A 25456-nucleotide genomic window follows, 5' to 3' on the forward strand; every position below is an offset into this window, starting at 1 on the left:
TGCTCAGGGGTGATAATATTAGCAGTATCCATGTTGTTAAGGTGAAGTCAGTGCGCTTTTATTTTATTTTTCTTCTACTGCTTTTGAGCTTTTTTGCTAAAGCAGAAACAAAAGATGTGCTAGTTGTTCACTCCTACCATCATGGTTTCTTTTGGACGGACCGCTTTCAGAGTGGATTTTCTGGTCAATTAGAAAATGAAGACATTTCTTATCGAGTGGTATACCTCGACACCAAACGTACTCAAAGCGAAGAATACCTCGAACAAATTTACCAACTGTATAAAACCAAATTTAGCCAAGAGCAATTCAGCGCAATCGTCGTTAGTGATAATAATGCGTTGAATATAATGCAGCGTCTGGCACCTGAGTTGGGTGATACACCGGTGATATTTGGCGGCATTAATAACTACTCCCCAGAGCTTCATAGCGATATTAACGCTACAGGTGTCACTGAAGACATCGATCTATTAAGCAATATTGCGCTCATTGAACGTTTACAGAGCAATGTGGAAGAAATTCTAGTGGTGTCTGATTTCTCTATAACCGGTGAGGCTGTTCGTGCACAAGTCGATAAGTTTCTGGATGAGAACCCGAGATATCGTTCAATTGTGAAGCATTATATTCCTGACTCTTACGCGGAAATGAAGAAGAAAGCTAGCCAGATGAACAACGCTAACAGCGTGCTCTTTTGGGTGTATTATCGTGATCAGCAAGGCAATATTAGTGATGACCAAGACTGGATCGAACTCAACCAGCAGTCGAATGCACCTATCTACATGGTTCATGACCTTGGATTAGGGCATGGTGCGATTGGTGGTGTTATCCAAAGTGGCTTTGTACAAGGCCGAGAGGCCGCACGTATATTAAAAAAAGTGCTTTCTAGTGAGCCACAAGCACAATTGCCGTCGGTCAGAACGGGGTCGCCTGAAATTAAGCTCGACTATCAGATGGTGAAGCGTTGGAACCTTGGCGCTGAAGGGGAGTTCGCGGCGACTTTCTTCAACAAACCTCAACCATTTTTGGCTCGCTATCAAGCTGAAATTCGTACTCTGGGCAGTGCGTTTGTGTTGATGGCCGTGATTATTTTGGCTTTGGGTTATTACTTAAAACGCCTAAAGCAAAGTGAATCAACCAGCCGTAAAAACCAACTCCTTCTGGAATCTATATTCGATCAAAGTTTGCAATATATAGGTATTGTCGACCTACAGGGTAAGTTGGTGTCGAGTAACAGCAAGCTCCATGAACTGCTTTACCATGAAGGCTTTCAGTTAGATGCTGCATTATGGCAGCACAAGTATTGGGAAGCTTCGACAGCGAAAACTTTATCGGATTACTTTCTGAATGATCTTGCTAACGGTGCTTTGCATTTTGAGGGTGAAATTTGGGACAGAGAGCTTGGCGCTGTCGTTCTTGAAATCTCGCTCAAGCCGTTGCCGAATCAAAATCAGAATCAAGCTCAAATGCTATTTGAAGCGCGTGACATTACGTCACGTAAGTTGACTGAAAATAAACTGTTTCAACGTGAATCTAACCTACGCCTTTATTACGATAAACAGCCAGTGATGATGATTACACTGGATGTGAATAACCGTATCCAACAGGTTAACCAATTTACAGAGCAACTGCTTGGCTACCCACTCGACCAACTACTGGGGCATCGACCACGTGAGTTCTACGTCGATGACAATGCGCTGATCCCTCGCCAAGTGTTACTACTTCCTCAACAAGCGATGAAAGGCGTATGGCGACGAGATATAGAGTATCGCCATGCCAATGGTCAGACGGTTTGGGTTCGAGAAAATATTCGCCCATTGGTTGACTCTGATCAGCTATTGATTGTTGGCGAAGACATTACCGAAACACGAGCTCTCGCTGAGCAACTAGAGTATCAAGCGAGCTACGATCTGCTAACTGATACGTATAACCGTAACTACTTTGAAACTGTGTTGGCGAAATCGCTTAAAGAAGTTGAAAGCCACATGCGTACTCATGCGATGTTGTATCTCGATTTAGACCAACTGAAAGTGCTTAATGATACGGCGGGCCATGACGCCGGTGATGCTGCGATCTTGTTCTGTGCCGGATTGTTAGAAGACGTATTGCCGTATAAGGCAGTATTGGCGCGTATGGGCAGTGATGAGTTTGCGGTGCTTTTGAAAGACTGTACTGAGCGCGACGCCATTAACGTTTGTCGTACCATCATTGAAACGTTAAGTGAGCAGGCTTTCTTGTGGGATGATATTCGACTGCATTTGACCTGTTCTATTGGAATTCGCTTAATTGACCATACTGCTTCCTCGCCACAAACCGTGCACGCACAAGCGGATGCTGCGTGTCATGCCGCGAAAGATGAAGGTCGTAACCGCTACACCTTATACCAAGTCGATGATGAAGCTCAGCAGCGTCGCCACTTAGAAATGGCCAGCGTTAACCTAGTACATGATGCATTAGCCCATGATCGTTTAGAACTGTTTGCTCAACGTATTTTGAACCTCGATGGAAGCAGCGAGTTAATGCACTTCGAGATTTTGGTACGTATTAAAAACAATAAAGGTGAATACGTATCGCCAGGTATATTTATGCCTGCTTCTGAACGTTATAACGTCGCCCATTTGATTGATCGCCAAGTCGTCACTCAAACCTTGCAGTGGTTAGAGAGTCACCCTGAAGCTATTGAAGAACTCGGGTTATGCTCAATAAACCTGTCTGGACATTCTATGGGGAACAACGAATTTATCGAGTTCTTACTGAATAGCCTGAGCGAATCGGCAGTACCTTGTGAAAAGCTGTGTTTTGAAATTACTGAAACTGCTGCCATGAGTAACATGAATCAGGCGATTGAACTGTTTAGCCGATTGAAAGATCTCGGTTGCATCATTGCACTTGATGACTTTGGCTCTGGCTTATCTTCGTTTGGGTATTTGAAAAAGCTTCCGGTTGATATCGTTAAAATTGATGGCATTTTTGTGCGTGATATCGATGTGAATGAAATGGACTACGTGATGGTTCGTTCAATTAACGATTTAGCGCAGCAAATGGGCAAACGCACCGTGGCTGAGTTTGTCGAAAACACTCAAATTATCGATAAGCTTATCGAACTAGGCGTGAATTATGGTCAAGGTTATATTATTGGCCGCCCTATGCCGTTAGCTGAATTAGTCGATGAGCTTAGGTTAGAAAAGAACGTGTAGCAGGGCGAGTAACTCATTCTTATTTTTCATTCAATCGGGTACACTGCGGCCTCTTTGACAACCTCACTTTGGTGGAGAACCCCTTGCAGCTTCAACTTATTTGCGAAGATCCTAATCAAGCCGAACGCTTAGAAACGTTAGCGGCACGTTGGCATTTAACTCACGATGAAAGCAGTGAGTTCGCATTGGTACTGACCGCGCAAAGATTAGAACTACGAAAAGTCGATGAGCCTAAATTAGGTGCGATTTTTGTAGATTTGATTGGCGGTGCTGTAGGTCATAGACGTAAGTTCGGTGGCGGAAAAGGGCAGGCTATCGCGAAAGCTGCGGGTTTGAACAAAGGCGCAACGCCAACCGTACTAGACGGAACGGCAGGTTTAGGGCGTGATGCGTTTGTGTTGGCGTCGCTGGGCTGTAAAGTGCAAATGGTCGAGCGTCACCCTGTGGTGGCTGCGCTACTTGATGATGGTATAGAGCGTGCCAAGCAAGACCCAGATATAGGTTCTTGGGTTGGTGAACGTATGAAGTTACTGCATGCTTCTAGCCATGATGCATTAGATAGGCTCGCTCAAGATCCTGATTTTGAGCAACCTGATGTGGTGTATTTAGACCCTATGTACCCACACCCAGAGAATAAAAAGAAATCGGCATTAGTAAAAAAAGAGATGCGAGTATTCCAATCTTTAGTGGGTGCAGATCTCGATGCTGATTGTCTACTTCAGCCTGCTTTAGAACTTGCTAGTAAACGAGTTGTAGTGAAAAGACCAGACTACGCAGCATGGTTAGATGAGCAGAAACCAAGTATGGCGATTGAAACCAAAAAAAATCGTTTTGATGTCTATGTAAAGGCATCAATGACTTAGCACTTTTATACAAAATAGTTGCCAATAAAGCCTTGCGTAAAACGCGGTCTAAAGGTATATCTAACTAAGAATCATTATTATTCTTAGCTGGAGTTGTAGCATGGCTAAACGTTTTTGTAAGTTAAATCGCCGAGATATTATGGAGCACTTAGGTGAGATCCACAGTCTGGTTACCGAACCTAAGTTTGTGTGCCGTTCATGTGCTCGCTCTTCTGCCGATAAAGATAACTTATGTAAGCCAGCCGCTATTCCGCCCGCAAGCTGTCAAAGTAAACCAGACGCTGAAAAAGCCACGTGTGGATTGTTGGCAGAAACACTACCAAGCCGCGTTGAACCTGTTGCTGTTCATTTTATTGACCCTAATGAAGATGCAAGCCCAGCTTCTCTTGATAAGAAATCATTGAAGAAAGCGAAAAAGGCACTCAAGCACCAGAAAAAACAGGCTAAGAAACTCGCAAAAGTGGTGAAAAAGCAGCAAAAGCTACTTAAAAAGCACCAGATGTTAGAGAAGCAGTTCAGTAGACTGAATCAAAACATTAGTATGATTGAAGAGACGACCTTTAGCGCTGAACAAGTGCATTAATGTAAAAATACAGAGATAAAAGATTCAAAAAAAGAGCGCCTTAAATGGGCGCTCTTTTTGTTTTCATCTTCTGGTTTTTTTAAGACAGATTAATGGGCTGTTGTTGGCGTTCGCTGCACGCGCTTTTTGACCCAGGTTTCATTAACCAAAAGTGACAGTAAGATAATCCCACCGCCAATTGATAAACGCACTAAATCTACGTCTCGATTCCAAATCAGTATGTTTACAACTAACCCTGCTGGAACTAACACATTATTCATTACCGCTAGTGCACCGGCGTTAACCATGCATGAACCTTTATTCCACATGAAGTAACCCAGACCAGAAGCAATAAGACCTAGATACGTGAGAATGCCCCATTGTAATGATGTGGTTGGTAGCTTCTCTGTGCTGCCTAATAGCAAGAAGGCAACAGTAGCAACACACAGAGCTCCTAGATAGAAATAGCCAAAGATAGAGTGCTGAGGAAGCTCGATTTGTTCATTTTCCATCATCACCTTGTAGCCTACTTGTCCAATAGCAAAACAAAGGTTTGCCCCTTGAACGACTAAAAAGCCAACTAAGAAGTTTTCGTTAATACCTGCGAATTTAATGAAGGCTGCCCCGAGAACAGCAATCGCAGCGGTCACTAAATACCAAGGTGAGAAACGCCCTTTTAACAGATCGTAAAGCAAGGTGATGTAGATAGGGGTAAACACTGTAAACAGTAAAACTTCAGGTACAGAAAGGAGTAGGAAAGATTGGTAATAGAAGCAATACATCAGCCCTAGCTGGATTCCACCAATGGCCATGAGTTTGGCAATCAATGCTTTAGGGACATTACGGAATTTGAGGAAAGGTAAAAATACTAGGCTAGCGAGACCTACACGCATTAATACCGAAAACCATGAGTCAACCTGACCAGCGAGGTAAACGCCAATCAGGCTGAATGAGAAAGCCCAAAGTAGGGTGACGGCAACAAGATAATTCATAAATAATAATCAGTTCATAAATGTATGGGCTGCAGTCTATCTGAGTTTTTTATATTAGTCCTGAGAATCCTTAAGAGGAATGACCAGCATATCGACTGGCGAGGTATTAATCAGTTGCTTAGTCGAAGACAGCAGCTTGCTCCAGAAATCTTGGTGGTGACCACACACAACTAAATCAATATTAAATTCGTTGATCGTGTCGCAAAGTTCATTACTGAGATCACCGCTACCGACTAAAGTATGAGTAACCGGATAACGCGCATGTTCAGCAAAATTTTGCAATTGAACACGTGAAGCTTCCATCGCCTGATGCTGGGTTTCTGCCATATTGATGTCGATTAGCCCGGTATAAAGCTCAGCATAATTGATATCGATGTGAATGAACGAAACCTTTGCGTTAAGTGGTTTAGCAAGGGCTACGGCTTTATCTACTAAGACTTTACTGTCGTCGGATAGATCGACGGCGACTAGAATATGTTGGTAACTCATACGACTATCTCCCTATTAATGCTCTCATTATAGGTTAGCACCAGACACGTTGAATTTTTGCCAAAGTGATCTCAATATCTAGTGGACTGTCTAAATAATTGGATAAAGATTAGGCTGCATTATGTAAGTTAATTAATGATATAGTAGAGAAAATTACAGTCGTTACTAGGAGACATTAATGTTGTCTAAAACTATGGTCGAACAACTCAATGAGCAAATTAATCTAGAATTTTTCTCATCCAATCTATACTTACAAATGAGTGCTTGGTGTGAAGACAAAGGATTCGAAGGTGCAGCAGAATTTTTGCGTGCTCATGCAGTAGAAGAAATGGAGCACATGCAGCGTCTATTTACTTATGTAAGCGAGACGGGTGCAATGCCTATTTTAGGTGCAATTGAAGCACCTAGTCATGAGTTTGAAAGCCTAGGTGCGGTGTTCCGTGAAACTTACGAGCACGAGCAAATGATTACTCAACAAATCAATAAACTTGCTCATGTTGCTTTCACTAACCAAGACTACTCAACGTTTAACTTCCTGCAATGGTACGTTGCAGAGCAGCACGAAGAAGAGAAGTTGTTTAAAGGTATTTTGGATAAGCTGGAACTTGTTGGTGAAGATGGCAAAGCATTGTTCTTCATCGATAAAGATTTAGCGCAATTGGCAAAGGAAGGTTCATCTTCAATTATGGAAGCTCCTGCAGTTTAATACTGTGAGAAACTAGCCACCTCTGGTTGTCTTTTTCTCTTGAGCCTCTTGAAGATGTAGGGAGGAAAAGATGATCAGCGGCGATACAATTCTATTTGCACTAATGTTGGTGACATGTACCAACTGGGCTCGCTATTTAACGGCGTTACGCACACTAATCTACATTATGCGCGAAGCTCACCCTCTCTTGTACCAACAAGTTGATGGCGGTGGGTTCTTTACCACGCACGGTAATGTTCAAAAACAAGTTCGCCTTTTCTCATACATCAAAAGTAAAGAGTATCATCATCACCATGATGAGGTTTTTACTTCGAAGTGTGACCGAGTAAGGGAGCTGTTCATCCTCTCTGTATCTTTACTCGCGGTTACCCTACTCGCAGCTTTTATTGTTTAGCGACTAATCTAGTTGGATTAAAGCTTCAGTAAACGTGTAGGTTTCAGCAAACGAGAAACGGATTGGATGCAGAGCTCGACATTATTGTGTCGCGTGATAGTGCCGCTTGATTGAAAATCCATCTTAATAGTGTGGAGCTAGCCTATTGCGTGAATATTCACCAATTGCATTGTGGGAATTTGTCGTTAAAATAGCGACCAATTAGTAAGGATGTGCTGTTTCGCACATCCTTTTTTATTTGGTGAAACCCTAGCGACAGGAAGTGGCCGGGCTGAACGTTGAAGATGTGGTAAGCAGACAGCTATGAGTGAAAAATTTGATGTAATCGTAATTGGTGCAGGTGCTGCCGGTTTAATGTGTGCAGCAGAGGCTGGCAAACGTGGTCGCCGAGTACTTGTTATTGATCACGCAAAAAAGCCAGGTCGTAAGATCCTAATTTCAGGTGGCGGTCGCTGTAATTTCACCAATAACGATGTTGCTGCCAGTAATTACCTGTGTCAAAACCCTCACTTCGTAAAGTCTGCACTTTCTCAGTACACCAACTGGGATTTTATCTCGATGGTTTACAAGTACGAGATTGATTTTGAAGAGCGCGACCATGGTCAACTGTTCTGCTTAGACTCGGCAAAAGACATCGTTAATATGTTGCTTGAAGAGTGCAAAATGCCAAATGTTGAACAGCGCTACCGTTGTGATGTTCACTCTATCGAGAAAACAGAGACAGGCTTCAAACTGCACGCCAATGCGGATCACTTAGAGTGCGACTCTTTGGTTGTCGCGACAGGTGGACTTTCAATGCCAAAATTAGGCGCAACGCCGTTTGGTTATAAAGTCGCAGAGCAATTTGGTTTGCCAATCATTCCAACTACTGCGGGTTTGGTTCCTTTTACATTACACAAGCAAGACAAAGAAGATTTCTCTGAATTATCAGGTATCGCGATCCCAACGGAGATCACCGCTCAAGACGGAACACTATTCAAAGAAGCGCTGTTGTTTACTCACCGAGGTTTATCCGGCCCTGCGGTTTTACAAATTTCATCTTTCTGGAAAGCAGGCCAAGCGGTTTCTATCAACCTAGTCCCTCAAACTGACGTGATGGAGTTGCTTGAAGAGTCGCGTGAAAATCACCCAAATCAAAGTTTGAAAAACACTCTGGCAAAAGCTTTACCTAAACGTTTGGTAGAAGTACTAATTGAGCGCAAAGAGTTTGAAGATAAGCCGCTAAAGCAGTTTAACCAAAAGCAGTTGCAAGAAATTGCTCACCATTTAGAAAACTGGTCAATTGCTCCAAATGGCACAGAGGGCTATCGCACGGCTGAAGTGACTTTGGGCGGTGTAGACACGGATTACCTCTCTTCAAAAACGATGGAATGCAAAAAAGTACCGGGTTTGTATTTCATTGGTGAAGTGATGGATGTGACGGGCTGGCTTGGTGGATATAACTTCCAATGGTGCTGGTCGAGCGGTTTTGTTGCCGGTCAGTGGGCGTAGAGTTACTTAACCTAGGCGCATTTATCATTTAAGAATTGCTCACTCTAAAGCGGCAAAACTGTTCTATATTAAGAATGGTGGCATGCAAAGGAGTGAGCAAATGAGCCAACAAGCGTTGATATCCCGTCTCAATGAACTTCCCCGCATTGAGAGCATTCTTCAAGAATTGCTTGAAATGGTTAATAAAGAAAACGTCGACTTTGGCGAGCTCTCTAAAAAAATGTCGATGGAGCAAGTGCTCAGTGCGCGAATTCTGCGTATGGCTAACTCAGCACATTTCGGAGGCAATAAACCGGTAGCAACCATCAACGATGCCATTATTCGGGTTGGTAGTGGGGCCGTTCGAACACTCGTATCTTCTTCTATCCTTTCTAGTGCTTTTCCTAAAATAGAAACTCTTAACGTTAAAGACTACTGGTCGAATACCTTTGAAATTTCGATGATTGCTAGCAAGCTTGCTGGGCAAGTTGGGCTAGATGCTAACGAAGTATTTACCACGGGCGTTCTGCATAACATTGGTGAACTGATGATCCATTCATTAGCGCCAGAGCAAGCCGTAGAAATCGCAACTCGTGTCGATGCTGGTGAAAGTACACTCGCGGTGCAAAGAGAGGTTCTAGGAACAGATGCGCCCGAACTGGGCTCCCGTTTAGCACAAGCTTGGAAGTTTCCACCTGAGATGGCGGACGCAATTGCTAATGTGAACCGCCCCGGAAAAGCTCGAGTCTCGAAGAAATTAGCCTGCTTGATGTATCTCTCTCGTGAGGTTCATAACCGTTGGGACTCAATGCTGGATGACAGTGAGAAACAGCAGTTCATTCATAGCCACCCTGCAGCAAAAGCGTTGGATATCTCAGAAGATATGATAGCGGTGATCGACAATGTTCGTGGGCAAGGCAGTGAATTAGCGTATGAGTTGTTCTCGGATTAAGTCCACAGGTTGATAGATATGAAAAAGGCTAGCGAGTGCTAGCCTTTTTCTTTTGGTGCTGTGTTGTTTTAATATCGCTCAGTCGGTTTATTTCTCACTTGCGAGCTTTTTACCTTTCGAAAACTTCACCTGCTGAATGACCAAACCGGTAATAATCAACATTAAACCAATCAAAGTCGTAGGGTGGATCTCTTCACCGATGATGGTTGCTAACAGCATTAACGACACAAACGGTGAAGCAAAAATCAGGTTGCTGATACGAGCGGTGCTGTTGGTTAGCTTTAGGGCGCTGAGCCAGAGTACGAAGGTGATCCCCATTTCAAATAGCCCCACGTAAGTGACGGCCATCCAACCTTTTAAGCTGATCTGGCTCCAAGCTGCACCTTCATAGAGGCTGATACCAATGGCAAATGGCAGAGAGACAAGGAACCCAAGCAATACGCCAATCACTGGGTCGGCTTTATTCTTGGCGTTTAGAATCCAGTAACCGGCCCACAAAAGTGTAGAGAGTAATGCTAATCCTACGCCTAGTGGGCTTTCAAACTGCATCCCAAGTATGTCGCCTTTGGTCGCTATTACGACAACCCCGAAGTAACTGAATGCACAGGCAACCCAATCTTTCTTACGGATCTTTTGACCCAAAAAAACTGCTGCCATTAAGGTCAGCGTGATTGCCCAGCTGTAGTTGATTGCTTGCGCTTGAGAAGCTGGCAATAAGTCGTAGGCTTTGAACAGAATTAAGTAATAAGCCAGTGGGTTTATTAGCCCTAGCAGTAAGTAATACCAAGGGTTCGATAAGAAGGTGGTAGAGAGTTGAGACAGTTTTCCTTGGGCAAAGCAAATCGCGATCAGTGCTATCGACGAAACAATACTGGCAACCGTCAGCATTTGAATTGGAGTAAATTCAGCAAGGGTCAGCTTGAATGCAGTAGCGACTGTTGACCACAGCAGTACAGCTGAAAGGCCAAAGCCCAACGCGCGACGTTCGTTCATAGCAACTCGATATTAATTAGTGAATAGGGTACGGAGCGCCTAGTCTATCTGGCGAAATTAGATACGACAAACTGGACATTTATCCAGTATCAAAATACCATTCTAATATGCGTTTATTTTTAGGCTAAATCATTATCATGCAATGGATTATCGAGCACCAAACCACATTAATGGCTGCAGTAGCGGGTTCTGTGACAAGCGGTTTATTTGTCGGCTGGTGGATAAAACAAAAAATGTCTTTTCAACAACAGCTACTCGAACAGCAAATTGAATCTGGTCAGCAGTTGCATGAATCCAATACGAGCCAGCTTAAACAGGCGTTAGAACAAGCGCAGCAAGAGTTAGAAGAATTAGATAGTGAGCGTGATAAAGCCGCTTACGAGCTGAAACAAGCTCACGGCAAAGTGATGGCAGCGATGGAGAAATTACGCTACTTCGAAGCTGTAAAACAAGAGCGTCAGCAGTACGCCGATGAAATTAATCATCTGAAAGATCATAAAGCCGAGCTTGAAGCCGATCTGCGAGAGCAAGAAGCACGTCACGACCAAGAAAACCTCGCCAACAGTGAAAAGCTGCAATTACTAGAACAAGCAGAAAACCGCTTGAAGCAGCAATTTGAACACCTCGCCAATCAGCTGTTTGAAGTGAAAACCGCCAAAGTTGATCAGCAGAATAAACAGAGTTTAGAAGGATTACTGTCACCACTTAAAGAGCAGCTGGAAGGTTTTAAAAAGCAGGTGAATGACAGCTTTAGCCAAGAAGCAAAAGAGCGACATACGTTAGTACATGAACTGAAAAACCTACAGCGCCTCAATGAAAGCATGACTCGTGAAGCCGTGAACCTGACGCAAGCGTTAAAAGGTGATAACAAGCAGCAAGGTAATTGGGGAGAAGTGGTACTGGCGCGGGTCCTCGCGGATTCTGGATTGCGTGAAGGGCATGAATACCAAACTCAAGTAAATTTGCAAAACGAAGCCGGCAAGCGCTACCAACCAGATGTGATTGTTCACTTACCTCAAGACAAACAAGTAGTAGTCGATTCGAAAATGGCTTTGGTCGCGTACGAACGTTACTTTAATGCTGAAACGGATCAGCAGCGAGATGCGGCACTATGTGATCACTTAACTGCGCTACGAGCTCATATTAAAGGGCTAAGTCAAAAAGATTACCATCAACTTAAAGGCATTCAGAGCCTAGACTATGTGTTGATGTTTATTCCCGTAGAGCCTGCTTTTCAAGTGGCAATCCAAGCTGACCCTAGTTTAGTGAAAGATGCGATGGAGCAAAACATCATCTTAGTTAGCCCGACTACATTATTGGTAGCATTGCGCACTATCGATAACCTTTGGCGTAACGAAAGACAAAGTCAAAATGCTAAAATAATTGCAGAGCGAGCAAGTAAACTTTACGACAAATTACGATTATTTGTTGATGACATGGAAGGCTTAGGTGGCGCATTAGATAAAGCGAACCAAAGCTACCAAGGTGCGATGAACAAATTGGCGACAGGCCGTGGCAACGTAATTCGCCAGGCTGAAAGTTTTAAAGAGCTCGGCGTCGAGGTGAAAAAGCCGATTTCTATAAAATTAACAGACTTGGCGCAAAGAGATGCATTTGTCAGCGAAGAGCAGGCCGACAATATGCTAACTGATAGCCCATTTGCGAAAGTGAACCACCAAACTTTCAGTCGAAATCCGTCTCAAGAAGAATCCTAGACGGGATTTTATTTATCTAACAAAGACAACCTGCTGAGGATAAAGTAAACTAATCGATTGCAGCGCCTCCGATGTTATTTTGCGCTGTTGATGAGGACTTACCATGGTAGACAACAGCATGACGGACACAAGCGTGCAATCAAATTCAGCATTAGAATCAGAAACCACTCACTTTGGTTTTGAAACCGTCGCAAAAGACGACAAAGTTGCGAAAGTTGCAGAGGTTTTTCACTCTGTAGCTGCTAAATACGACATCATGAATGATTTGATGTCTGGCGGTGTTCACCGTTTATGGAAGCGTTTCACTATTGACTGTAGCGGCGTACGCCCGGGTCAGCGCATTCTAGACTTAGGTGGTGGTACTGGTGACCTTACCGCAAAATTCTCACGAATTGTTGGCGACACAGGTCATGTGATCTTAGCGGACATCAACAATTCAATGTTGAATGTTGGCCGTGACAAGCTTCGTGATAGCGGCATTGTGGGTAACGTACATTACGTACAAGCAAACGCTGAAGAGCTGCCATTCCCAGACAACTACTTTGACGCAATCACTATCAGCTTCTGTCTACGAAACGTAACAGATAAAGATAAAGCATTGCGCTCTATGTACCGCGTATTGAAGCCCGGTGGCCGTTTGTTAGTACTTGAGTTCTCTAAACCAGTACTAGAGCCACTATCAAAAGTATACGACGCATACTCTTTCCACCTACTGCCAAAAATGGGTGAGCTAATCGCGAACGATGCAGACAGCTATCGTTATCTAGCAGAATCTATCCGCATGCACCCAGATCAAGAAACACTGGAAGGCATGATGCAGAGCGCAGGCTTTGAAAATACGAAGTACTTCAACCTAACGGGTGGCATTGTTGCGCTGCACCGTGGCTACAAATTCTAATTTCTCAAAAGAAATTAGAACGTTAGCTTGTGATGATGTTTGTATTAAATAATTAAGGACTGACATGCCATTCGATCCCTTGGTGACTGCGGTAATTGAAACTTCATTGAATACATTAGTAAACGACGACCCTGAATTGGTGCGTCGTTTGTCTCGTTTAAAAGGGCAAGTGATTCAGGTAAACCTGAAAGAGCTCAATAAAACGTTAACTTTTGTGTTCAGCCAACAAATTGATGTGCTTGCTGATTACGAAGGTAAGCCTGATTGTTACTTATCTCTAAACTTATCGGTGCTGCCAGAGTTACGTGAGCAGTCCAATATTACTCAACTGATTAAGCAAGATAAGTTGATTTTGGATGGGGATATTCAGTTAGCCCAAAAATTTGCTCAACTGATGACAGACTGCAAACCTGACATTGAAGAATGGCTTTCACGAGTTACAGGTGATGTGGTTGCACACACCCTTGTGCAAGGCATTAAAAATGTTGGTGGATTTGTTTCCCAGCAAGCGAATAAGCATCAAAATCATTTAGCTCAAGTACTGACTGAAGAGTGGAAAATTGCACCAGCACCGCTAGAAGTCGCACATTTCTGCGATCAGGTAGATGATGTGAAAAGCACGGCTGCACGTTTAGAAGCGAAGCTTAACGCATTGCTGGAGAAAGCATGACCCCTGCGGAAATAAAGCGCCTTTATCATATCGTTAAAATTCAGCTTGAATACGGTTTAGATGAACTGATGCCTGTGCATCAGCTCACCAAAGCCCCTCTGCTTGCGCGAAAATCTCTGTTTTGGATTAAGAACAAACATCCAGAAAAAGAATTAGGCCATCGCCTGCGTTTAGCGTTGCAAGAGCTTGGCCCAGTGTGGATCAAGTTCGGTCAAATGATGTCGACTCGACGTGACTTGTTCCCTCCGCACATTGCTGACCAGCTGGCTTTATTGCAAGACCAAGTTGCCCCTTTTGACGGCGCACTGGCACAGCAACAGATGGAAGAAGCCCTCGGTGGTAGCTTAGATACATGGTTTGATGACTTTGATATTGAGCCGCTGGCATCTGCATCTATTGCTCAGGTGCATACTGCGAAGCTGAAAGGTAGTGGTCGAGAGATCGTATTGAAGGTTATTCGACCAGATATTCGCCCGGTCATTGATGCAGATCTAAAACTTATGTACCGAATGGCGCGTATAGTCGCCAAAGCAATTCCTGAAGCACGTCGTTTAAAACCGATTGAAGTGGTACGTGAGTACGAAAAAACGCTACTAGATGAGCTGGATTTACGCCGTGAAGCTGCCAACGCAATTCAATTACGTCGCAACTTTGAAGGCAGTGAAGAATTATACGTACCGGAAGTGATTCCTGATCTTAGTAATGAAACTGTCATGGTTTCTGAGCGAATATACGGCATCCAAGTTTCTGATATTCCAATGTTAGAAGCGAACGGTACTAATATGAAATTGCTCGCGGAACGTGGGGTAAGTGTTTTCTTCACCCAAGTATTCCGAGACAGCTTTTTCCATGCAGATATGCATCCTGGCAATGTATTCGTTAATCCAGAGAACCCGGAAAACCCTCAGTGGATCGGTCTTGATTGCGGCATTGTCGGTACATTAAACAGCGAAGATAAACGCTACTTGGCAGAGAACTTGTTGGCTTTCTTTAACCGAGATTACCGAAAAGTGGCTGAGTTGCACGTTGATTCAGGCTGGGTACCACACGACACCAACGTTAATGACTTCGAATTTGCGATTCGCATGGTATGTGAACCAATTTTTGCTAAGCCGTTAGGTGAGATTTCGTTTGGTCATGTACTGCTAAACTTATTTAATACAGCGCGTCGTTTTAATATGGAAGTCCAGCCACAGTTGGTCTTACTACAAAAAACGCTGTTGTATATTGAAGGGTTAGGTCGACAGCTCTATCCACAACTCGATTTATGGGAAACGGCGAAGCCATTCCTAGAAACGTGGATGATGGAACAAGTTGGCCCGCAAGCGGTGATCAACGCAGTAAAAGAGCGCGCACCATTTTGGGCTGAAAAACTGCCTGAGTTGCCTGAGCTTTTATACGATAGCTTGCGCCAAGGTAAAGCTATGAACCAACGTATGGATCAGCTTTATCAAGGTTACCGAGACAGCAAGCGCCAGCAAGCAACCGGTAAGTTTTTGTTTGGTGTTGGAGCAACTTTAGTCGTATGCTCCGCAATATTAGTTTCAAGCCCTTATGAGCAACTGAGTCTGGGCTGTGGCATCGCAGGTGTCACATTTTGGTTGCTAAGTTGGCGAGCTTACCGTCGTTAAGCGGTAGACTCTCTTAATTAATTTTTTAGTGTAGATAGACCCGAGGTAAATGAAATGGGTGGTATTAGTATTTGGCAACTTCTGATCATTGCTGTAATCGTTATTTTGCTGTTCGGAACGAAGAAACTGCGCGGTATGGGTGGTGATCTAGGTTCTGCAGTGAAAGGCTTTAAAAAAGCAATGAGCGATGAAGACAAGGCTGCAGACAAGAAAGATGCAGACTTCGAACCAAAGAACATTGAGCAACAGCAGAAGACTGAAGCGACTGCTGAAACTAAGAAAGACAAAGAGCAGGCGTAAGTCGTGTTTGATATCGGTTTTTGGGAACTGGTATTAATATCTGTCGTTGGGTTAGTGGTTCTTGGACCAGAGCGTTTACCTGTTGCAATTCGCAGTGTGTCTAAGTTTATTGGGCAAGCGAAAAGCATGGCAAACAGTGTGAAAGATGAACTTTCGCACGAGCTAAAAGTTCAAGAGCTTCAAGAAAACCTACGTAAGGCTGAACAAATGGGAATGGATGATTTATCTCCTGACCTAAAAGCATCGGTTGATGAACTCAAGCAGGCTGCTGCTCAAGTTCAACGTCCTTATGCTAAGCCTGATACTGATAACAAGCCTAGCGACGCTGAAGCCAGTGTTGCCGAAGCACCTAGTCACGAGAGCATTCCTGTGAGTAGCGTAGAATCAGTTACGTCAGATAAAAAAGCCGAATAGTCTCGCAAGGAGGAGCCGCCGCATACTGAGCGTAAACTAGTATTCGAGCTGCTCCTTTTCGATCTTCCCGTATAAGAGGTTTGAAATGTCTTCGACTGAGCAGACACAACCTTTAATTAGCCACCTATTAGAACTGCGTAATCGCTTATTGCGTGCCATTCTGGCCGTTTTAGTCGTGTTCTTGGGGCTGATTTATTTTGCAAATGACATTTATGAATTTGTGTCTGCACCTTTGGTAGATCGCCTACCAGAAGGTGCGACTATGATCGCTACCGATGTGGCATCACCATTTTTCACTCCACTGAAACTGACGTTAGTGGCGTCTATTTTCGTTGCAGTACCGTTTATTCTTTATCAGGTGTGGGCATTCGTCGCTCCTGGTTTGTATAAGCATGAGAAACGGTTGATCATGCCGCTTATGGCCTCTAGCTCACTGCTGTTTTACTGTGGTGTTGCGTTTGCCTATTTCGTAGTGTTCCCGTTGGTATTCAGTTTCTTTACGACGATATCTCTTGGGCAGGTAGAGTTTGCGACTGATATATCGAGCTATCTCGATTTTGTATTAGCGTTGTTCTTCGCATTTGGTATTGCGTTTGAAGTGCCTGTTGCGATCATTCTGCTGTGTTGGACTGGTGCAACAACCCCTAAAACGCTATCTGAGAAGCGTCCTTATATCGTCGTTGGTGCATTCATTATTGGTATGATGCTGACACCTCCGGATATGGTTTCACAGACGTTGCTTGCGATCCCAATGTGTATCTTGTTCGAAATTGGCCTGTTCTTCGCACGTTTCTATGTTCGAAAGCCGTCTGAAGAAGACGAGCAGCAACAAGAAGAATAGCGATTAGAAGGGTAACCTACTTTTCGAGTTTAAAAACAAAGGGCTTGCTGAATATCAGCAAGCCCTTTGTTGTTCTGTATTTTAAATTGTTAAGCCTGTGGCTTACTAGAGTGTTAGTACTTTAGCTACTAACAATAAGTACGAAAGCACTTTACAGACCAAATAGAGTGTTGGCGTTGTTGGTCGTCACTTGATCGACTTCTTCAATGCTCATTTCTCTTAAATCAGCTACGCGCTGAGCGACCAGTTGCGTGTAGGCTGGTTCGTTTCGTTTACCTCTATGAGGTACAGGCGCTAAATATGGGCAGTCTGTTTCTAGGATCACGTAGTCCATATTTAGGTGCGGTATTACTTTATCCATCCCGCCATTCTTAAATGTAGATACGCCACCTATGCCTAGGTGAAAACCAAGGTCGTTAATTGCCTGTGCCTCTTCTGCGCTGCCGCCAAAACAATGAAATACACCACGTAGTGAGCCGTCTTGTTCTTGGCGTAGTAGCGTTAAGGTTTCTTCAATTGAGTCGCGGGTATGGATCACTACCGGTAGGTTTAACTCTTTTGCCCAGCCTAATTGAGTGACAAACGCCATTTCTTGTTCGGCTTTAAAAGTCTTGTCCCAGTACAAATCGATACCGATTTCACCAACGGCAATAAAGTCGTGCTTTTCGAACCAACCACGTACCGTTGCCAGGCTTTGCTCAATATCTGCATCAACGTAGCATGGGTGCAGTCCCATCATTGAACGACATACTTCCGGAAACTGAGCCTCGGTTTCTAACATAGGCTTAATGGACTCAAGGTCTATATTGGGAAGAAGAATCTTATTAATACCTTGAGCTAAAGCGCGCTCGACGACTTGCTCTCTGTCGTTATCAAATTCGCTCGCATAGATATGAGCGTGAGTATCAATCATGGTGGTGTCCTGAACTGCTTTGGTTGGGCTGAGTATACGGTAGTGTGAGGACAAGGTCATTTTTTGTAATTTTTGGCTGTTTTTGCTGGGTATTCTATTTTTACTGCTAGCGTCTGAGGTTTTGAGTGATATGCTTTTGCCAAGTAACGGCCAGTTAGTTTTTGGATAGCTGTTTAGTATTTAGATCGGGTAAGGAGAATTTCGTGTCTGTTTCAATTCAAGGTCAATTCCCAGGGCGACGTATGCGTCGTATGCGTAAACATGATTTTAGCCGTCGTCTTATGGCTGAAAACCAGTTATCAGTGAACGACTTAATCTACCCAATGTTTATTCTAATGGGTAAAGACCGTCGTGAGTCAGTAGAGTCGATGCCGGGAATCGAACGTCTATCTATCGATTTGATGCTAGAAGAAGCTCTGTACCTAGCGAACCTTGGCGTGCCTGCTATTGCGCTATTCCCAGTCGTTAACCAAGACGCAAAAAGTTTGTGTGCAGCAGAAGCATACAACTCAGAAGGCTTGGTTCAGCGTGCTGTTCGTTCTCTTAAAGAGCACATCCCACAAATGGGTGTGATTACTGACGTTGCTCTCGACCCGTTCACCACACATGGTCAAGACGGTATCATCGATGAAGACGGCTACGTACAAAATGATGAAACAACAGAAGTTCTGATCAAGCAGGCGCTTTCTCACGCAGAAGCGGGTGCAGATGTGATTGCTCCATCTGACATGATGGATGGCCGTATTGGTAAGATCCGTGAAGCACTTGAAGAAGCGGGTCACATTCATACTCAAATTATGGCGTACTCGGCGAAATACGCGTCTTGCTACTATGGTCCGTTCCGTGATGCAGTCGGCAGTGCTTCGAACCTGAAAGGTGGCGATAAGAAAAACTACCAGATGGATCCGGCGAACAGCGATGAAGCTATCCATGAGGTGGCGATGGATATCAACGAAGGTGCTGACATGGTAATGGTTAAGCCAGGCATGCCTTATCTTGATATCGTGCGTCGTGTTAAGCATGAACTGCAAGTTCCAACCTTTGCTTACCAAGTCTCAGGTGAGTTTGCTATGCATAAAGCGGCAATTCAAAACGGTTGGCTAAAAGAGCGAGAAACCGTGCTGGAATCACTACTTTGTTTCAAACGCGCAGGCGCAGATGGCATTTTGACTTACTTTGCGAAAGATGTGGCTGAGTGGTTGGCAGAAGATAATGCTCGTGCTGCTGAACACTTACCAAGCGCTGAGTAACTATTAAGTTTAAGTACTAACAAGAGGGCTGGTTGATAACCAGCCTTTTTTAATGGGAGAAAATCATGACCGTAGTTATAAGAGAAGGCAGTTTAGAAGAAGCGGTTTACATCGTGGAGCAAATCGATGAGTTTGCCCATAAAGAAACCGTTGAATCGTTGTCAGCGCGTTTAGAGGGTAACAAATCCCTAATTCTGATTGCGGAAGAGCAAGGCCAACTTCTCGGCTTTAAAATAGGCTATCAGCTTGATGAACATACTTTTTATAGCTGGTTTGGTGGTGTATCTTCTGCTGCTCGTAATAAAGGTGTGGCTCAAAAGCAGTTAGATACTCAAGAAGAATGGGCAAAAATACAGGGTTATAAACAGCTGAAAGTGAAATCTCGGAATCAGTTTCCGGCGATGCTACGCTTACTGCTCAGAAACGGTTATATGATTGAAAATTTTGAAGAAAAAGAGGACTTGAAAGAGTCTAGAATTCATTTTGTGAAAGCTTTATAAAAATTAAATGAGATTTATTTTCATTTAGGTCTTGATTATTAAATGAGAATCATTATTATTAACTTCGTCTTAGGGAATGAGGAAACAGTTCACAAGGATGTTGAATCAGCTAGCAATTTGCTACTGACAAACAGATTTCTCGCGAACTTGCACTAAGTTCTTTTTGACACGACATTGCTCACATTGCTTCCAGTGTAATTTATAGCTTTTTGGTTAAGCTGTGGTATTCATTTAGAATGGCTTACCGTTTTTTGCTAGGCGACATCTTCGGATGTCGCTTTTTTTATGCCTGAACAAAATCCGTTAGCCAAATATTGTGAATAAAACAACATCAGCATTGTTTTCCACAACGAAAGATCGTAAAAAGATCGTGCTTCACTTGTTCGATCTGGCTTTATTTTGTTTATTATTAATGACTTGGGTTGCTTGTTGTCCTGTTTTTTAATAACTTTCGAACCTGTGAATAAATAATATAAACAGAGTTATCCACAAAATTATTGTTTGGTTGGTGGAAAAGTAACAGGTAAATGCTCATCCCAGATAAGGGACTTAACGTAGCATCAGAGCAAGAGACGTGGCATCCTTGACAGATCATTTCTGTACTTACTGGATACACAAATATTATGGCTCGTATTCCTGATAATCCATTGATCCTCATCGATGGTTCTTCTTACCTTTATCGCGCTTTTCATGCTTACCCAGGCACCATGAGTAATGGTGATATACCGACTAATGCAGTTTATGGGGTAGTAAACATGCTACGCAGTATGATGCGTCAGTTTGCTTCTGATCGTATTGCGGTAATTTTTGATGCGAAAGGAAAAACGTTCCGTGATGACATGTACCCAGAGTACAAAGCGAATCGTCCACCAATGCCTGATGATCTTCGTTGCCAAATTGAACCGTTGCACAATGTGATCCGAGCAATGGGCTTACCGTTGATTTCGATTTCAGGTGTAGAAGCGGATGATGTGATCGGTACATTAGCATCACAAGCTTCTAAAGCGGGCATTCCTGTGTTGATCAGCACTGGCGATAAAGATATGGCTCAGCTKGTYGATGASAACGTTACYCTGATCAACACCATGACAAATGTGGTGATGGATCGTGAAGGCGTGATTGAAAAGTTTGGCATCCCACCAGAATTGATCATCGATTACCTAGCGCTTATGGGTGATAAGGTCGATAACATCCCGGGTGTTCCTGGGGTTGGTGACAAAACGGCCACAGCTTTGCTTCAAGGTATCGGCAGTATTGAAAAACTGTATCAGAACCTTGATGACATCGCAGCGTTGGGTTTCCGCGGCTCTAAAACAATGGCGAAAAAGCTGATTGATAATAAAGATAATGCTGACATGTCTTATGAGCTTGCGACGATCAAGTTGGACGTAGAGCTAGAAGAGACTCCAGAGTCATTAGTGAAAGCGGCACCAGACACTGATGAGTTGATCAAACTGTATGGTCAGTTGGTATTTAAGTCTTGGCTGAATGAGTTACTAGAAGGTGGATCAGGTGTTGTAGAAGCTGACGAGAAGTCGGGGGCTGTTCGTAGTACATCAACTTCTTCTTCAGCAAGTGTTGAAATCAATACCGCAGCAGTGACGATTGATCGTAGCCAGTACGAAACGATTCTTGATCAAGACACCTTTAACAAATGGCTAGCTAAGCTAAAAGCTTCTGACGTTTTTGCTTTTGATACTGAAACTGACAGCTTGGATTACATGGTTGCGAACCTTGTGGGCTTGTCGTTTGCAACTGAAGAAGGCGTTGCGGCTTATGTACCTGTTGCTCATGATTATTTAGACGCGCCAGAACAACTGGATCGTGATTGGGTATTGGAGCAGCTAAAACCGATTTTGGAAGATGATGCACAAGCAAAAGTGGGCCAGAACCTAAAATACGATGCGAGTGTGCTTGCGCGTTACGGTATCGAGATGAAGGGAATTAAGCACGATACTATGTTGGCATCTTACGTTTATAACAGCGTAGGTGGTAAACATGATATGGACAGCTTAGCACTTCGTTTCTTACAGCATAGCTGTATCTCGTTTGAGCAAATTGCAGGTAAAGGTAAAAAGCAGCTGACTTTCAACCAAATTGAGTTGGAAGAGGCGGCACCATACGCAGCAGAAGATGCCGACGTAACACTGCGTTTGCACAATCGCCTGATGGAAAATATCGAGCAAGATGAAAAGCTAAAAGCGATCTACGAAGATATTGAAGTACCACTGATTCCTGTGATGTCTCGTATTGAGCGCACGGGTGTATTCATCGATGACATGTTGTTAGGCGCTCAATCGCAGGAGATTGCGGTTCGTCTGGATGAGCTAGAGCAGAAGGCTTACGAGATTGCAGAGCAAGAGTTCAACATGAACTCTCCAAAACAGCTGCAAGCGATCCTGTTTGAGAAAATGGGCTTACCAGTTATTAAGAAAACGCCATCAGGTGCACCTTCAACTAACGAAGAAGTGCTGCAAGAACTGGCTCTTGATTACCCGCTACCTAAGCTGATCATTGAATACCGTGGCCTTGCGAAGCTGAAATCTACCTATACAGATAAGCTACCGAAAATGATCAACGCTGAAACGGGTCGTGTTCACACCTCTTATCATCAAGCGGTGACAGCAACCGGTCGTTTATCTTCAACCGATCCAAACTTACAGAACATCCCAATTCGTAACGATGAAGGTCGTCGTATTCGTCAGGCATTTGTTGCACAGCACGGTTGGAAAATACTAGCAGTCGATTACTCACAAATTGAATTGCGTATTATGGCTCACCTGTCAGGTGATAAAGCGCTATTGGAAGCATTCCAACAGGGTAAAGATATTCACGCAGCAACGGCTGCTGAAATTATTGGTGTAGGGATTGAAGATGTGACGACTGAACAGCGTCGCCGTGCTAAGGCCGTTAACTTTGGCCTTATCTATGGTATGAGCGCCTTTGGTCTTGCTAAGCAATTGGGTATTCCTCGTGGTGAAGCTCAGCATTATATGGATACTTACTTCGAACGTTACCCTGGTGTGATGCAATATATGGAAGACACGCGTAGCACAGCTTCAGAGCAAGGGTACGTTGAAACTATCTTTGGGCGTCGTTTACATTTACCAGAAATTAAGTCTCGTAATGGCATGCGTCGTAAAGCGGCTGAACGTGCAGCGATCAATGCACCGATGCAAGGCACTGCCGCTGATATTATTAAGAAAGCGATGTTGCTGGTGGATGAATGGATTCAAGCAGAAGGCGACGGTCGAGTTAAACTATTGATGCAAGTACACGATGAATTGGTTTTTGAAGTTCAAGAGTCAGCATTGACCGAAATTGAAAGTAAAGTACAGGAATTGATGGAGGCTGCTGCTGAACTTGCAGTACCGCTGGTTGCTGAAGCAGGTCACGGTGACAACTGGGATCAAGCGCACTAGTCAAAATTCATACTGAATGATCGGAATAATATGAGCCAGCGCACAGTTGCTGGCTTTTTTTTGTCGAGAAATAAGTTCGTGGTGATTTTTACATTTTGTTACTTAGTGAAATTATGGTGAAAATAAACTACAAAAATAGTTTCCATTTCTGACCAATTGTTGTACATTTAACCTCGTAGGGTACAGAGGTAAGATGTTCTATCTTTCAGACCTTTTGTTTCACGTTATTGGATTAGGCTGATTCAGCCGCCCCAGTCAGCATTTGACTGGGGCGTTTTTTCTTGTGTGAAAGAAAAATTTATTATATTCCAATGACCTACGAAAATATCCCCGAATAAATCCAATTTAAACCCTGCAGTAACTCCTCAGTTTCTGATACCTTGCGTAAGCAGACTTTTAGTTCAATACCCCAATACTTGTAATATTATTCCCTTCACAGTTTAGTTAATTACCCTATGGAATTAAGTTCTCTAAATTACATGAACTTATTTAGTGCATTGATTTGTAAGGGTTAAATATATTRTCTTTATCGTGTGTTACAAAAAAGGGTAATTGAATTTCAGGAGCTTCTAGGCCATCTTAGTTCCATAACTAGAACAAATAGTAATTTCTCCCTTTCCCCGCAAGGAGCGCGGGGAGCTTCTTTCTGTTATCTCACCTGCTTTTTCTTCTTTAAACTCTAAACTTTGTAATCCAGTTTCTAATTTGATTTGTTATGTTCTTTTTCGTGGTTATTTCAGCGAACTTGAAAAGCAGGCAATAAAAAACCTCACGCAGAGGTGAGGTTTCAATAGAGTAGGGTTGCTAAACAGAGATTATGATTCTGTATCTGAACCGTCTTCTTGTTCTTCTTCAATTAGATGCGCTAATGCAGGAGCAAACCACTCATCCATTGTGTTGCGCAGTTGATCGACGCCAATCCCTTTCAGTGAAGAGAAAACATCGACTTTTACATCACCACCGAAAGACTGTGCATCTTTACGGATCTTAAGAAGTTGAGCTTTACGAGCACCACTTTTCAGTTTGTCTGCTTTAGTTAGCAGAACTTGAACTGGAATACGGCTGTCGATTGCCCAGTAGATCATTTGTTGGTCAAGGTCTTTCATTGGRTGACGGATATCCATCAATACAACTAAACCTTTTAGGCATTCACGTCGTTGTAGGTATTCGCCTAGCGACTTTTGCCACTTTTTCTTCATTTCTAGTGGTACTTGAGCGAAGCCATATCCAGGTAAGTCAACGATGTGACAACCTTCAGTTACTTTAAATAAGTTAATTAACTGAGTACGTCCTGGTGTTTTACTGGTTTTCGCTAAACTTCTTTGGTTTGTAACGCGATTTAGTGCACTAGATTTACCAGCATTGGAGCGTCCTGCAAACGCAATTTCGATCCCTTCGTCTTCTGGTAAATGACGAATATCAGGTGCACTGGTAATGAAATGCGTGTTTTGATAATGAATTTTTACGCTCACTGTTAACTCCATCTCGACTTTGTGTAGTCGATTGATTACTTTTTTGTGAAATTGTGTAAAATAACCGTGCTCGGCATAAGGTCGCCTATTGTACCATGAGTGGCAACATAGAGTGGTACTGGAAGCTTGATAATTATAATGGAATGTCATGAAGAAATTAGCGCTAATTTTGAGTCTTTTAGCCAGCTGCTCAGTATGGGCTCAAGGTAGTATTGAAGCTGGTAAAGCCAAATCACAAACATGTGTTGCCTGCCACGGTGCTGACGGCAACAGCTTAATCACCCAGTACCCTAAGTTGGCTGGTCAACATGAGAAGTACCTTGAGAAGCAGTTAAAAGAGCTTAAGCTAGGTATGACAAGTGGTGGTAAGCAAGGTCGTATGGAACCTGTAATGGGTGCAATGGCGATGCCTTTATCTGAAGAAGATATGGCTGATCTCGCTGCATATTACGCATCTCTACCTATTTCTAGCAACTCTACGCCAGAAAACGTAGTCGCTGAAGGTAAAGTGTTATACACAGCGGGTGATGCAGAACGTGGTATTACAGCTTGTATCGCATGTCACGGTCCTCGTGGTAACGGTACTGAACTTTCAGGTTTCCCTAAAATTTCAGGCCAACACGCTGACTACATTAAGGCACAGCTAGAAAAATTCCGTGATGGTAGCCGTAGTAACGATATGAACGCAATGATGCGTGATATCGCGAAAAAGCTAACTAACGAAGATATTGATACCTTATCGAAGTACGTTGGTGGTTTACACTAAATAAGATACACGCTCGAGCACAGAATTAAGAAGCGCCCTTATCGATTTCGGT

General features: G+C 43.4%; 24 protein-coding genes. 19 read left to right on the forward strand and 5 right to left on the reverse strand.

Annotated elements, in window-relative coordinates:
- The first annotated feature begins 50 nt into the window (after positions 1 to 50).
- The 3 genes from L4C33_RS01190 to L4C33_RS01200 all read left to right on the forward strand — a co-directional run bounded on the left by L4C33_RS01190 (position 51) and on the right by L4C33_RS01200 (position 4637).
- Positions 51 to 3191, forward strand: a complete 3141-nt coding sequence (locus tag L4C33_RS01190; RefSeq protein WP_428810646.1) for an EAL domain-containing protein — start codon at positions 51 to 53, stop codon at positions 3189 to 3191.
- An 83-nt stretch (positions 3192 to 3274) separates the two neighbouring features.
- Positions 3275 to 4054, forward strand: coding sequence for a class I SAM-dependent methyltransferase (locus L4C33_RS01195; protein WP_428810647.1), 780 nt, complete (start codon positions 3275 to 3277; stop codon positions 4052 to 4054).
- A gap of 100 nt (positions 4055 to 4154) precedes the next feature.
- Complete coding sequence (locus L4C33_RS01200; RefSeq protein ID WP_428810648.1) at positions 4155 to 4637, forward strand: hypothetical protein; 483 nt, start codon at positions 4155 to 4157, stop codon at positions 4635 to 4637.
- An 89-nt stretch (positions 4638 to 4726) separates the two neighbouring features.
- Here L4C33_RS01200 and L4C33_RS01205 read toward each other — a convergent pair whose 3' ends face one another.
- Together L4C33_RS01205 and uspA are read right to left on the reverse strand one after the other, a co-directional pair.
- Entirely contained in the window at positions 4727 to 5608 is an 882-nt protein-coding gene (locus tag L4C33_RS01205) for a carboxylate/amino acid/amine transporter (RefSeq protein ID WP_428810649.1), read from the reverse strand.
- 54 nt (positions 5609 to 5662) lie between these two features.
- Positions 5663 to 6097, reverse strand: a complete 435-nt coding sequence (gene uspA, locus L4C33_RS01210) for a universal stress protein UspA (protein ID WP_428810650.1) — start codon at positions 6095 to 6097, stop codon at positions 5663 to 5665.
- A 178-nt stretch (positions 6098 to 6275) separates the two neighbouring features.
- Between uspA and ftnA the strand changes: the two genes are divergently transcribed.
- The 4 genes from ftnA to L4C33_RS01230 all read left to right on the forward strand — a co-directional run bounded on the left by ftnA (position 6276) and on the right by L4C33_RS01230 (position 9619).
- The gene (gene ftnA, locus L4C33_RS01215; protein ID WP_428810651.1) at positions 6276 to 6803 is read left to right on the forward strand and encodes a non-heme ferritin; all 528 of its coding nucleotides are present in this window, start codon (positions 6276 to 6278) and stop codon (positions 6801 to 6803) included.
- 70 nt (positions 6804 to 6873) lie between these two features.
- The gene (gene uspB / locus L4C33_RS01220) at positions 6874 to 7197 is read left to right on the forward strand and encodes a universal stress protein UspB (protein ID WP_428810652.1); all 324 of its coding nucleotides are present in this window, start codon (positions 6874 to 6876) and stop codon (positions 7195 to 7197) included.
- 303 nt (positions 7198 to 7500) lie between these two features.
- On the forward strand, positions 7501 to 8688 hold the full coding sequence (locus L4C33_RS01225) for a BaiN/RdsA family NAD(P)/FAD-dependent oxidoreductase (RefSeq protein WP_428810653.1): 1188 nt from the start codon (positions 7501 to 7503) through the stop codon (positions 8686 to 8688).
- A 100-nt stretch (positions 8689 to 8788) separates the two neighbouring features.
- Positions 8789 to 9619: an HDOD domain-containing protein gene (locus L4C33_RS01230; protein WP_428810654.1), complete on the forward strand. Its 831-nt coding sequence runs from the start codon at positions 8789 to 8791 to the stop codon at positions 9617 to 9619.
- A gap of 87 nt (positions 9620 to 9706) precedes the next feature.
- On the opposite strand, the gene L4C33_RS01235 is transcribed toward L4C33_RS01230, so the two are convergent.
- Positions 9707 to 10612: a DMT family transporter gene (locus L4C33_RS01235; protein WP_428810655.1), complete on the reverse strand. Its 906-nt coding sequence runs from the start codon at positions 10610 to 10612 to the stop codon at positions 9707 to 9709.
- A 137-nt stretch (positions 10613 to 10749) separates the two neighbouring features.
- Here L4C33_RS01235 and rmuC point away from each other — a divergent pair, with 137 nt between their 5' ends.
- From rmuC to tatC, 7 genes are all read left to right on the forward strand, one after another.
- The gene (gene rmuC / locus L4C33_RS01240) at positions 10750 to 12327 is read left to right on the forward strand and encodes a DNA recombination protein RmuC (RefSeq protein ID WP_428810656.1); all 1578 of its coding nucleotides are present in this window, start codon (positions 10750 to 10752) and stop codon (positions 12325 to 12327) included.
- 118 nt (positions 12328 to 12445) lie between these two features.
- Positions 12446 to 13225 carry a bifunctional demethylmenaquinone methyltransferase/2-methoxy-6-polyprenyl-1,4-benzoquinol methylase UbiE gene (gene ubiE, locus L4C33_RS01245; protein ID WP_428810712.1) on the forward strand — a complete coding sequence of 260 codons (780 nt, stop codon included), beginning with the start codon at positions 12446 to 12448 and terminating at the stop codon, positions 13223 to 13225.
- Between the two features lie 64 nt (positions 13226 to 13289).
- Entirely contained in the window at positions 13290 to 13895 is a 606-nt protein-coding gene (locus tag L4C33_RS01250; RefSeq protein ID WP_428810657.1) for a ubiquinone biosynthesis accessory factor UbiJ, read from the forward strand.
- Positions 13892 to 15526, forward strand: coding sequence for a ubiquinone biosynthesis regulatory protein kinase UbiB (gene ubiB / locus L4C33_RS01255; protein WP_428810658.1), 1635 nt, complete (start codon positions 13892 to 13894; stop codon positions 15524 to 15526). Before L4C33_RS01250 ends, ubiB begins: the two co-directional genes overlap by 4 nt.
- A 54-nt stretch (positions 15527 to 15580) precedes the next feature.
- Positions 15581 to 15826, forward strand: coding sequence for a Sec-independent protein translocase subunit TatA (gene tatA, locus L4C33_RS01260; RefSeq protein ID WP_428810659.1), 246 nt, complete (start codon positions 15581 to 15583; stop codon positions 15824 to 15826).
- Between the two features lie 3 nt (positions 15827 to 15829).
- Positions 15830 to 16240, forward strand: a complete 411-nt coding sequence (tatB, locus tag L4C33_RS01265) for a Sec-independent protein translocase protein TatB (RefSeq protein WP_428810660.1) — start codon at positions 15830 to 15832, stop codon at positions 16238 to 16240.
- 85 nt (positions 16241 to 16325) lie between these two features.
- Positions 16326 to 17081, forward strand: coding sequence for a twin-arginine translocase subunit TatC (gene tatC, locus L4C33_RS01270; RefSeq protein ID WP_428810661.1), 756 nt, complete (start codon positions 16326 to 16328; stop codon positions 17079 to 17081).
- 151 nt (positions 17082 to 17232) lie between these two features.
- Here tatC and L4C33_RS01275 read toward each other — a convergent pair whose 3' ends face one another.
- Positions 17233 to 17994 carry a TatD family hydrolase gene (locus L4C33_RS01275; protein ID WP_428810662.1) on the reverse strand — a complete coding sequence of 254 codons (762 nt, stop codon included), beginning with the start codon at positions 17992 to 17994 and terminating at the stop codon, positions 17233 to 17235.
- Between the two features lie 203 nt (positions 17995 to 18197).
- Between L4C33_RS01275 and hemB the strand changes: the two genes are divergently transcribed.
- From hemB to spfP, 4 genes are all read left to right on the forward strand, one after another.
- Complete coding sequence (gene hemB / locus L4C33_RS01280) at positions 18198 to 19244, forward strand: porphobilinogen synthase (protein ID WP_428810663.1); 1047 nt, start codon at positions 18198 to 18200, stop codon at positions 19242 to 19244.
- Between the two features lie 65 nt (positions 19245 to 19309).
- Complete coding sequence (locus L4C33_RS01285) at positions 19310 to 19744, forward strand: GNAT family N-acetyltransferase (protein ID WP_428810664.1); 435 nt, start codon at positions 19310 to 19312, stop codon at positions 19742 to 19744.
- Positions 19745 to 20367: 623 nt separating this feature from the next.
- Entirely contained in the window at positions 20368 to 23166 is a 2799-nt protein-coding gene (gene polA / locus L4C33_RS01290; RefSeq protein ID WP_428810665.1) for a DNA polymerase I, read from the forward strand.
- Between the two features lie 193 nt (positions 23167 to 23359).
- Positions 23360 to 23407: a small protein SpfP gene (gene spfP / locus L4C33_RS22750; RefSeq protein ID WP_438356636.1), complete on the forward strand. Its 48-nt coding sequence runs from the start codon at positions 23360 to 23362 to the stop codon at positions 23405 to 23407.
- A 574-nt stretch (positions 23408 to 23981) separates the two neighbouring features.
- Here the strand turns inward: spfP and yihA are convergent.
- Positions 23982 to 24638 (reverse strand): ribosome biogenesis GTP-binding protein YihA/YsxC, encoded by a 657-nt coding sequence (gene yihA / locus L4C33_RS01295; protein WP_428810666.1) that lies wholly within the window; start codon positions 24636 to 24638, stop codon positions 23982 to 23984.
- A gap of 148 nt (positions 24639 to 24786) precedes the next feature.
- Between yihA and L4C33_RS01300 the strand changes: the two genes are divergently transcribed.
- A complete protein-coding gene (locus L4C33_RS01300; RefSeq protein WP_428810667.1) occupies positions 24787 to 25404 on the forward strand; it encodes a c-type cytochrome in 618 nt (205 codons plus the stop codon).
- Positions 25405 to 25456: the final 52 nt, after the last annotated feature.

Origin of the sequence: Vibrio makurazakiensis (assembly GCF_050337375.1) — a bacterium.
GTDB classification, from domain to species: Bacteria; Pseudomonadota; Gammaproteobacteria; order Enterobacterales; family Vibrionaceae; genus Vibrio; species Vibrio makurazakiensis.

Excerpts from the sequence above, each read along its gene's own strand:
- L4C33_RS01200 (WP_428810648.1), top strand. The coding sequence starts at position 4,155 with ATGGCTAAACGTTTTTGTAAGTTAAATCGCCGAGATATTATGGAGCAC.
- L4C33_RS01205 (WP_428810649.1), bottom strand. The coding sequence starts at position 5,608 with ATGAATTATCTTGTTGCCGTCACCCTACTTTGGGCTTTCTCATTCAGC.
- uspA (WP_428810650.1), bottom strand. The coding sequence starts at position 6,097 with ATGAGTTACCAACATATTCTAGTCGCCGTCGATCTATCCGACGACAGT.
- ftnA (WP_428810651.1), top strand. The coding sequence starts at position 6,276 with ATGTTGTCTAAAACTATGGTCGAACAACTCAATGAGCAAATTAATCTA.
- uspB (WP_428810652.1), top strand. The coding sequence starts at position 6,874 with ATGATCAGCGGCGATACAATTCTATTTGCACTAATGTTGGTGACATGT.
- L4C33_RS01225 (WP_428810653.1), top strand. The coding sequence starts at position 7,501 with ATGAGTGAAAAATTTGATGTAATCGTAATTGGTGCAGGTGCTGCCGGT.
- L4C33_RS01230 (WP_428810654.1), top strand. The coding sequence starts at position 8,789 with ATGAGCCAACAAGCGTTGATATCCCGTCTCAATGAACTTCCCCGCATT.
- L4C33_RS01235 (WP_428810655.1), bottom strand. The coding sequence starts at position 10,612 with ATGAACGAACGTCGCGCGTTGGGCTTTGGCCTTTCAGCTGTACTGCTG.
- rmuC (WP_428810656.1), top strand. The coding sequence starts at position 10,750 with ATGCAATGGATTATCGAGCACCAAACCACATTAATGGCTGCAGTAGCG.
- ubiE (WP_428810712.1), top strand. The coding sequence starts at position 12,446 with ATGACGGACACAAGCGTGCAATCAAATTCAGCATTAGAATCAGAAACC.
- L4C33_RS01250 (WP_428810657.1), top strand. The coding sequence starts at position 13,290 with ATGCCATTCGATCCCTTGGTGACTGCGGTAATTGAAACTTCATTGAAT.
- ubiB (WP_428810658.1), top strand. The coding sequence starts at position 13,892 with ATGACCCCTGCGGAAATAAAGCGCCTTTATCATATCGTTAAAATTCAG.
- tatA (WP_428810659.1), top strand. The coding sequence starts at position 15,581 with ATGGGTGGTATTAGTATTTGGCAACTTCTGATCATTGCTGTAATCGTT.
- tatC (WP_428810661.1), top strand. The coding sequence starts at position 16,326 with ATGTCTTCGACTGAGCAGACACAACCTTTAATTAGCCACCTATTAGAA.
- L4C33_RS01275 (WP_428810662.1), bottom strand. The coding sequence starts at position 17,994 with ATGATTGATACTCACGCTCATATCTATGCGAGCGAATTTGATAACGAC.
- L4C33_RS01285 (WP_428810664.1), top strand. The coding sequence starts at position 19,310 with ATGACCGTAGTTATAAGAGAAGGCAGTTTAGAAGAAGCGGTTTACATC.
- L4C33_RS01300 (WP_428810667.1), top strand. The coding sequence starts at position 24,787 with ATGAAGAAATTAGCGCTAATTTTGAGTCTTTTAGCCAGCTGCTCAGTA.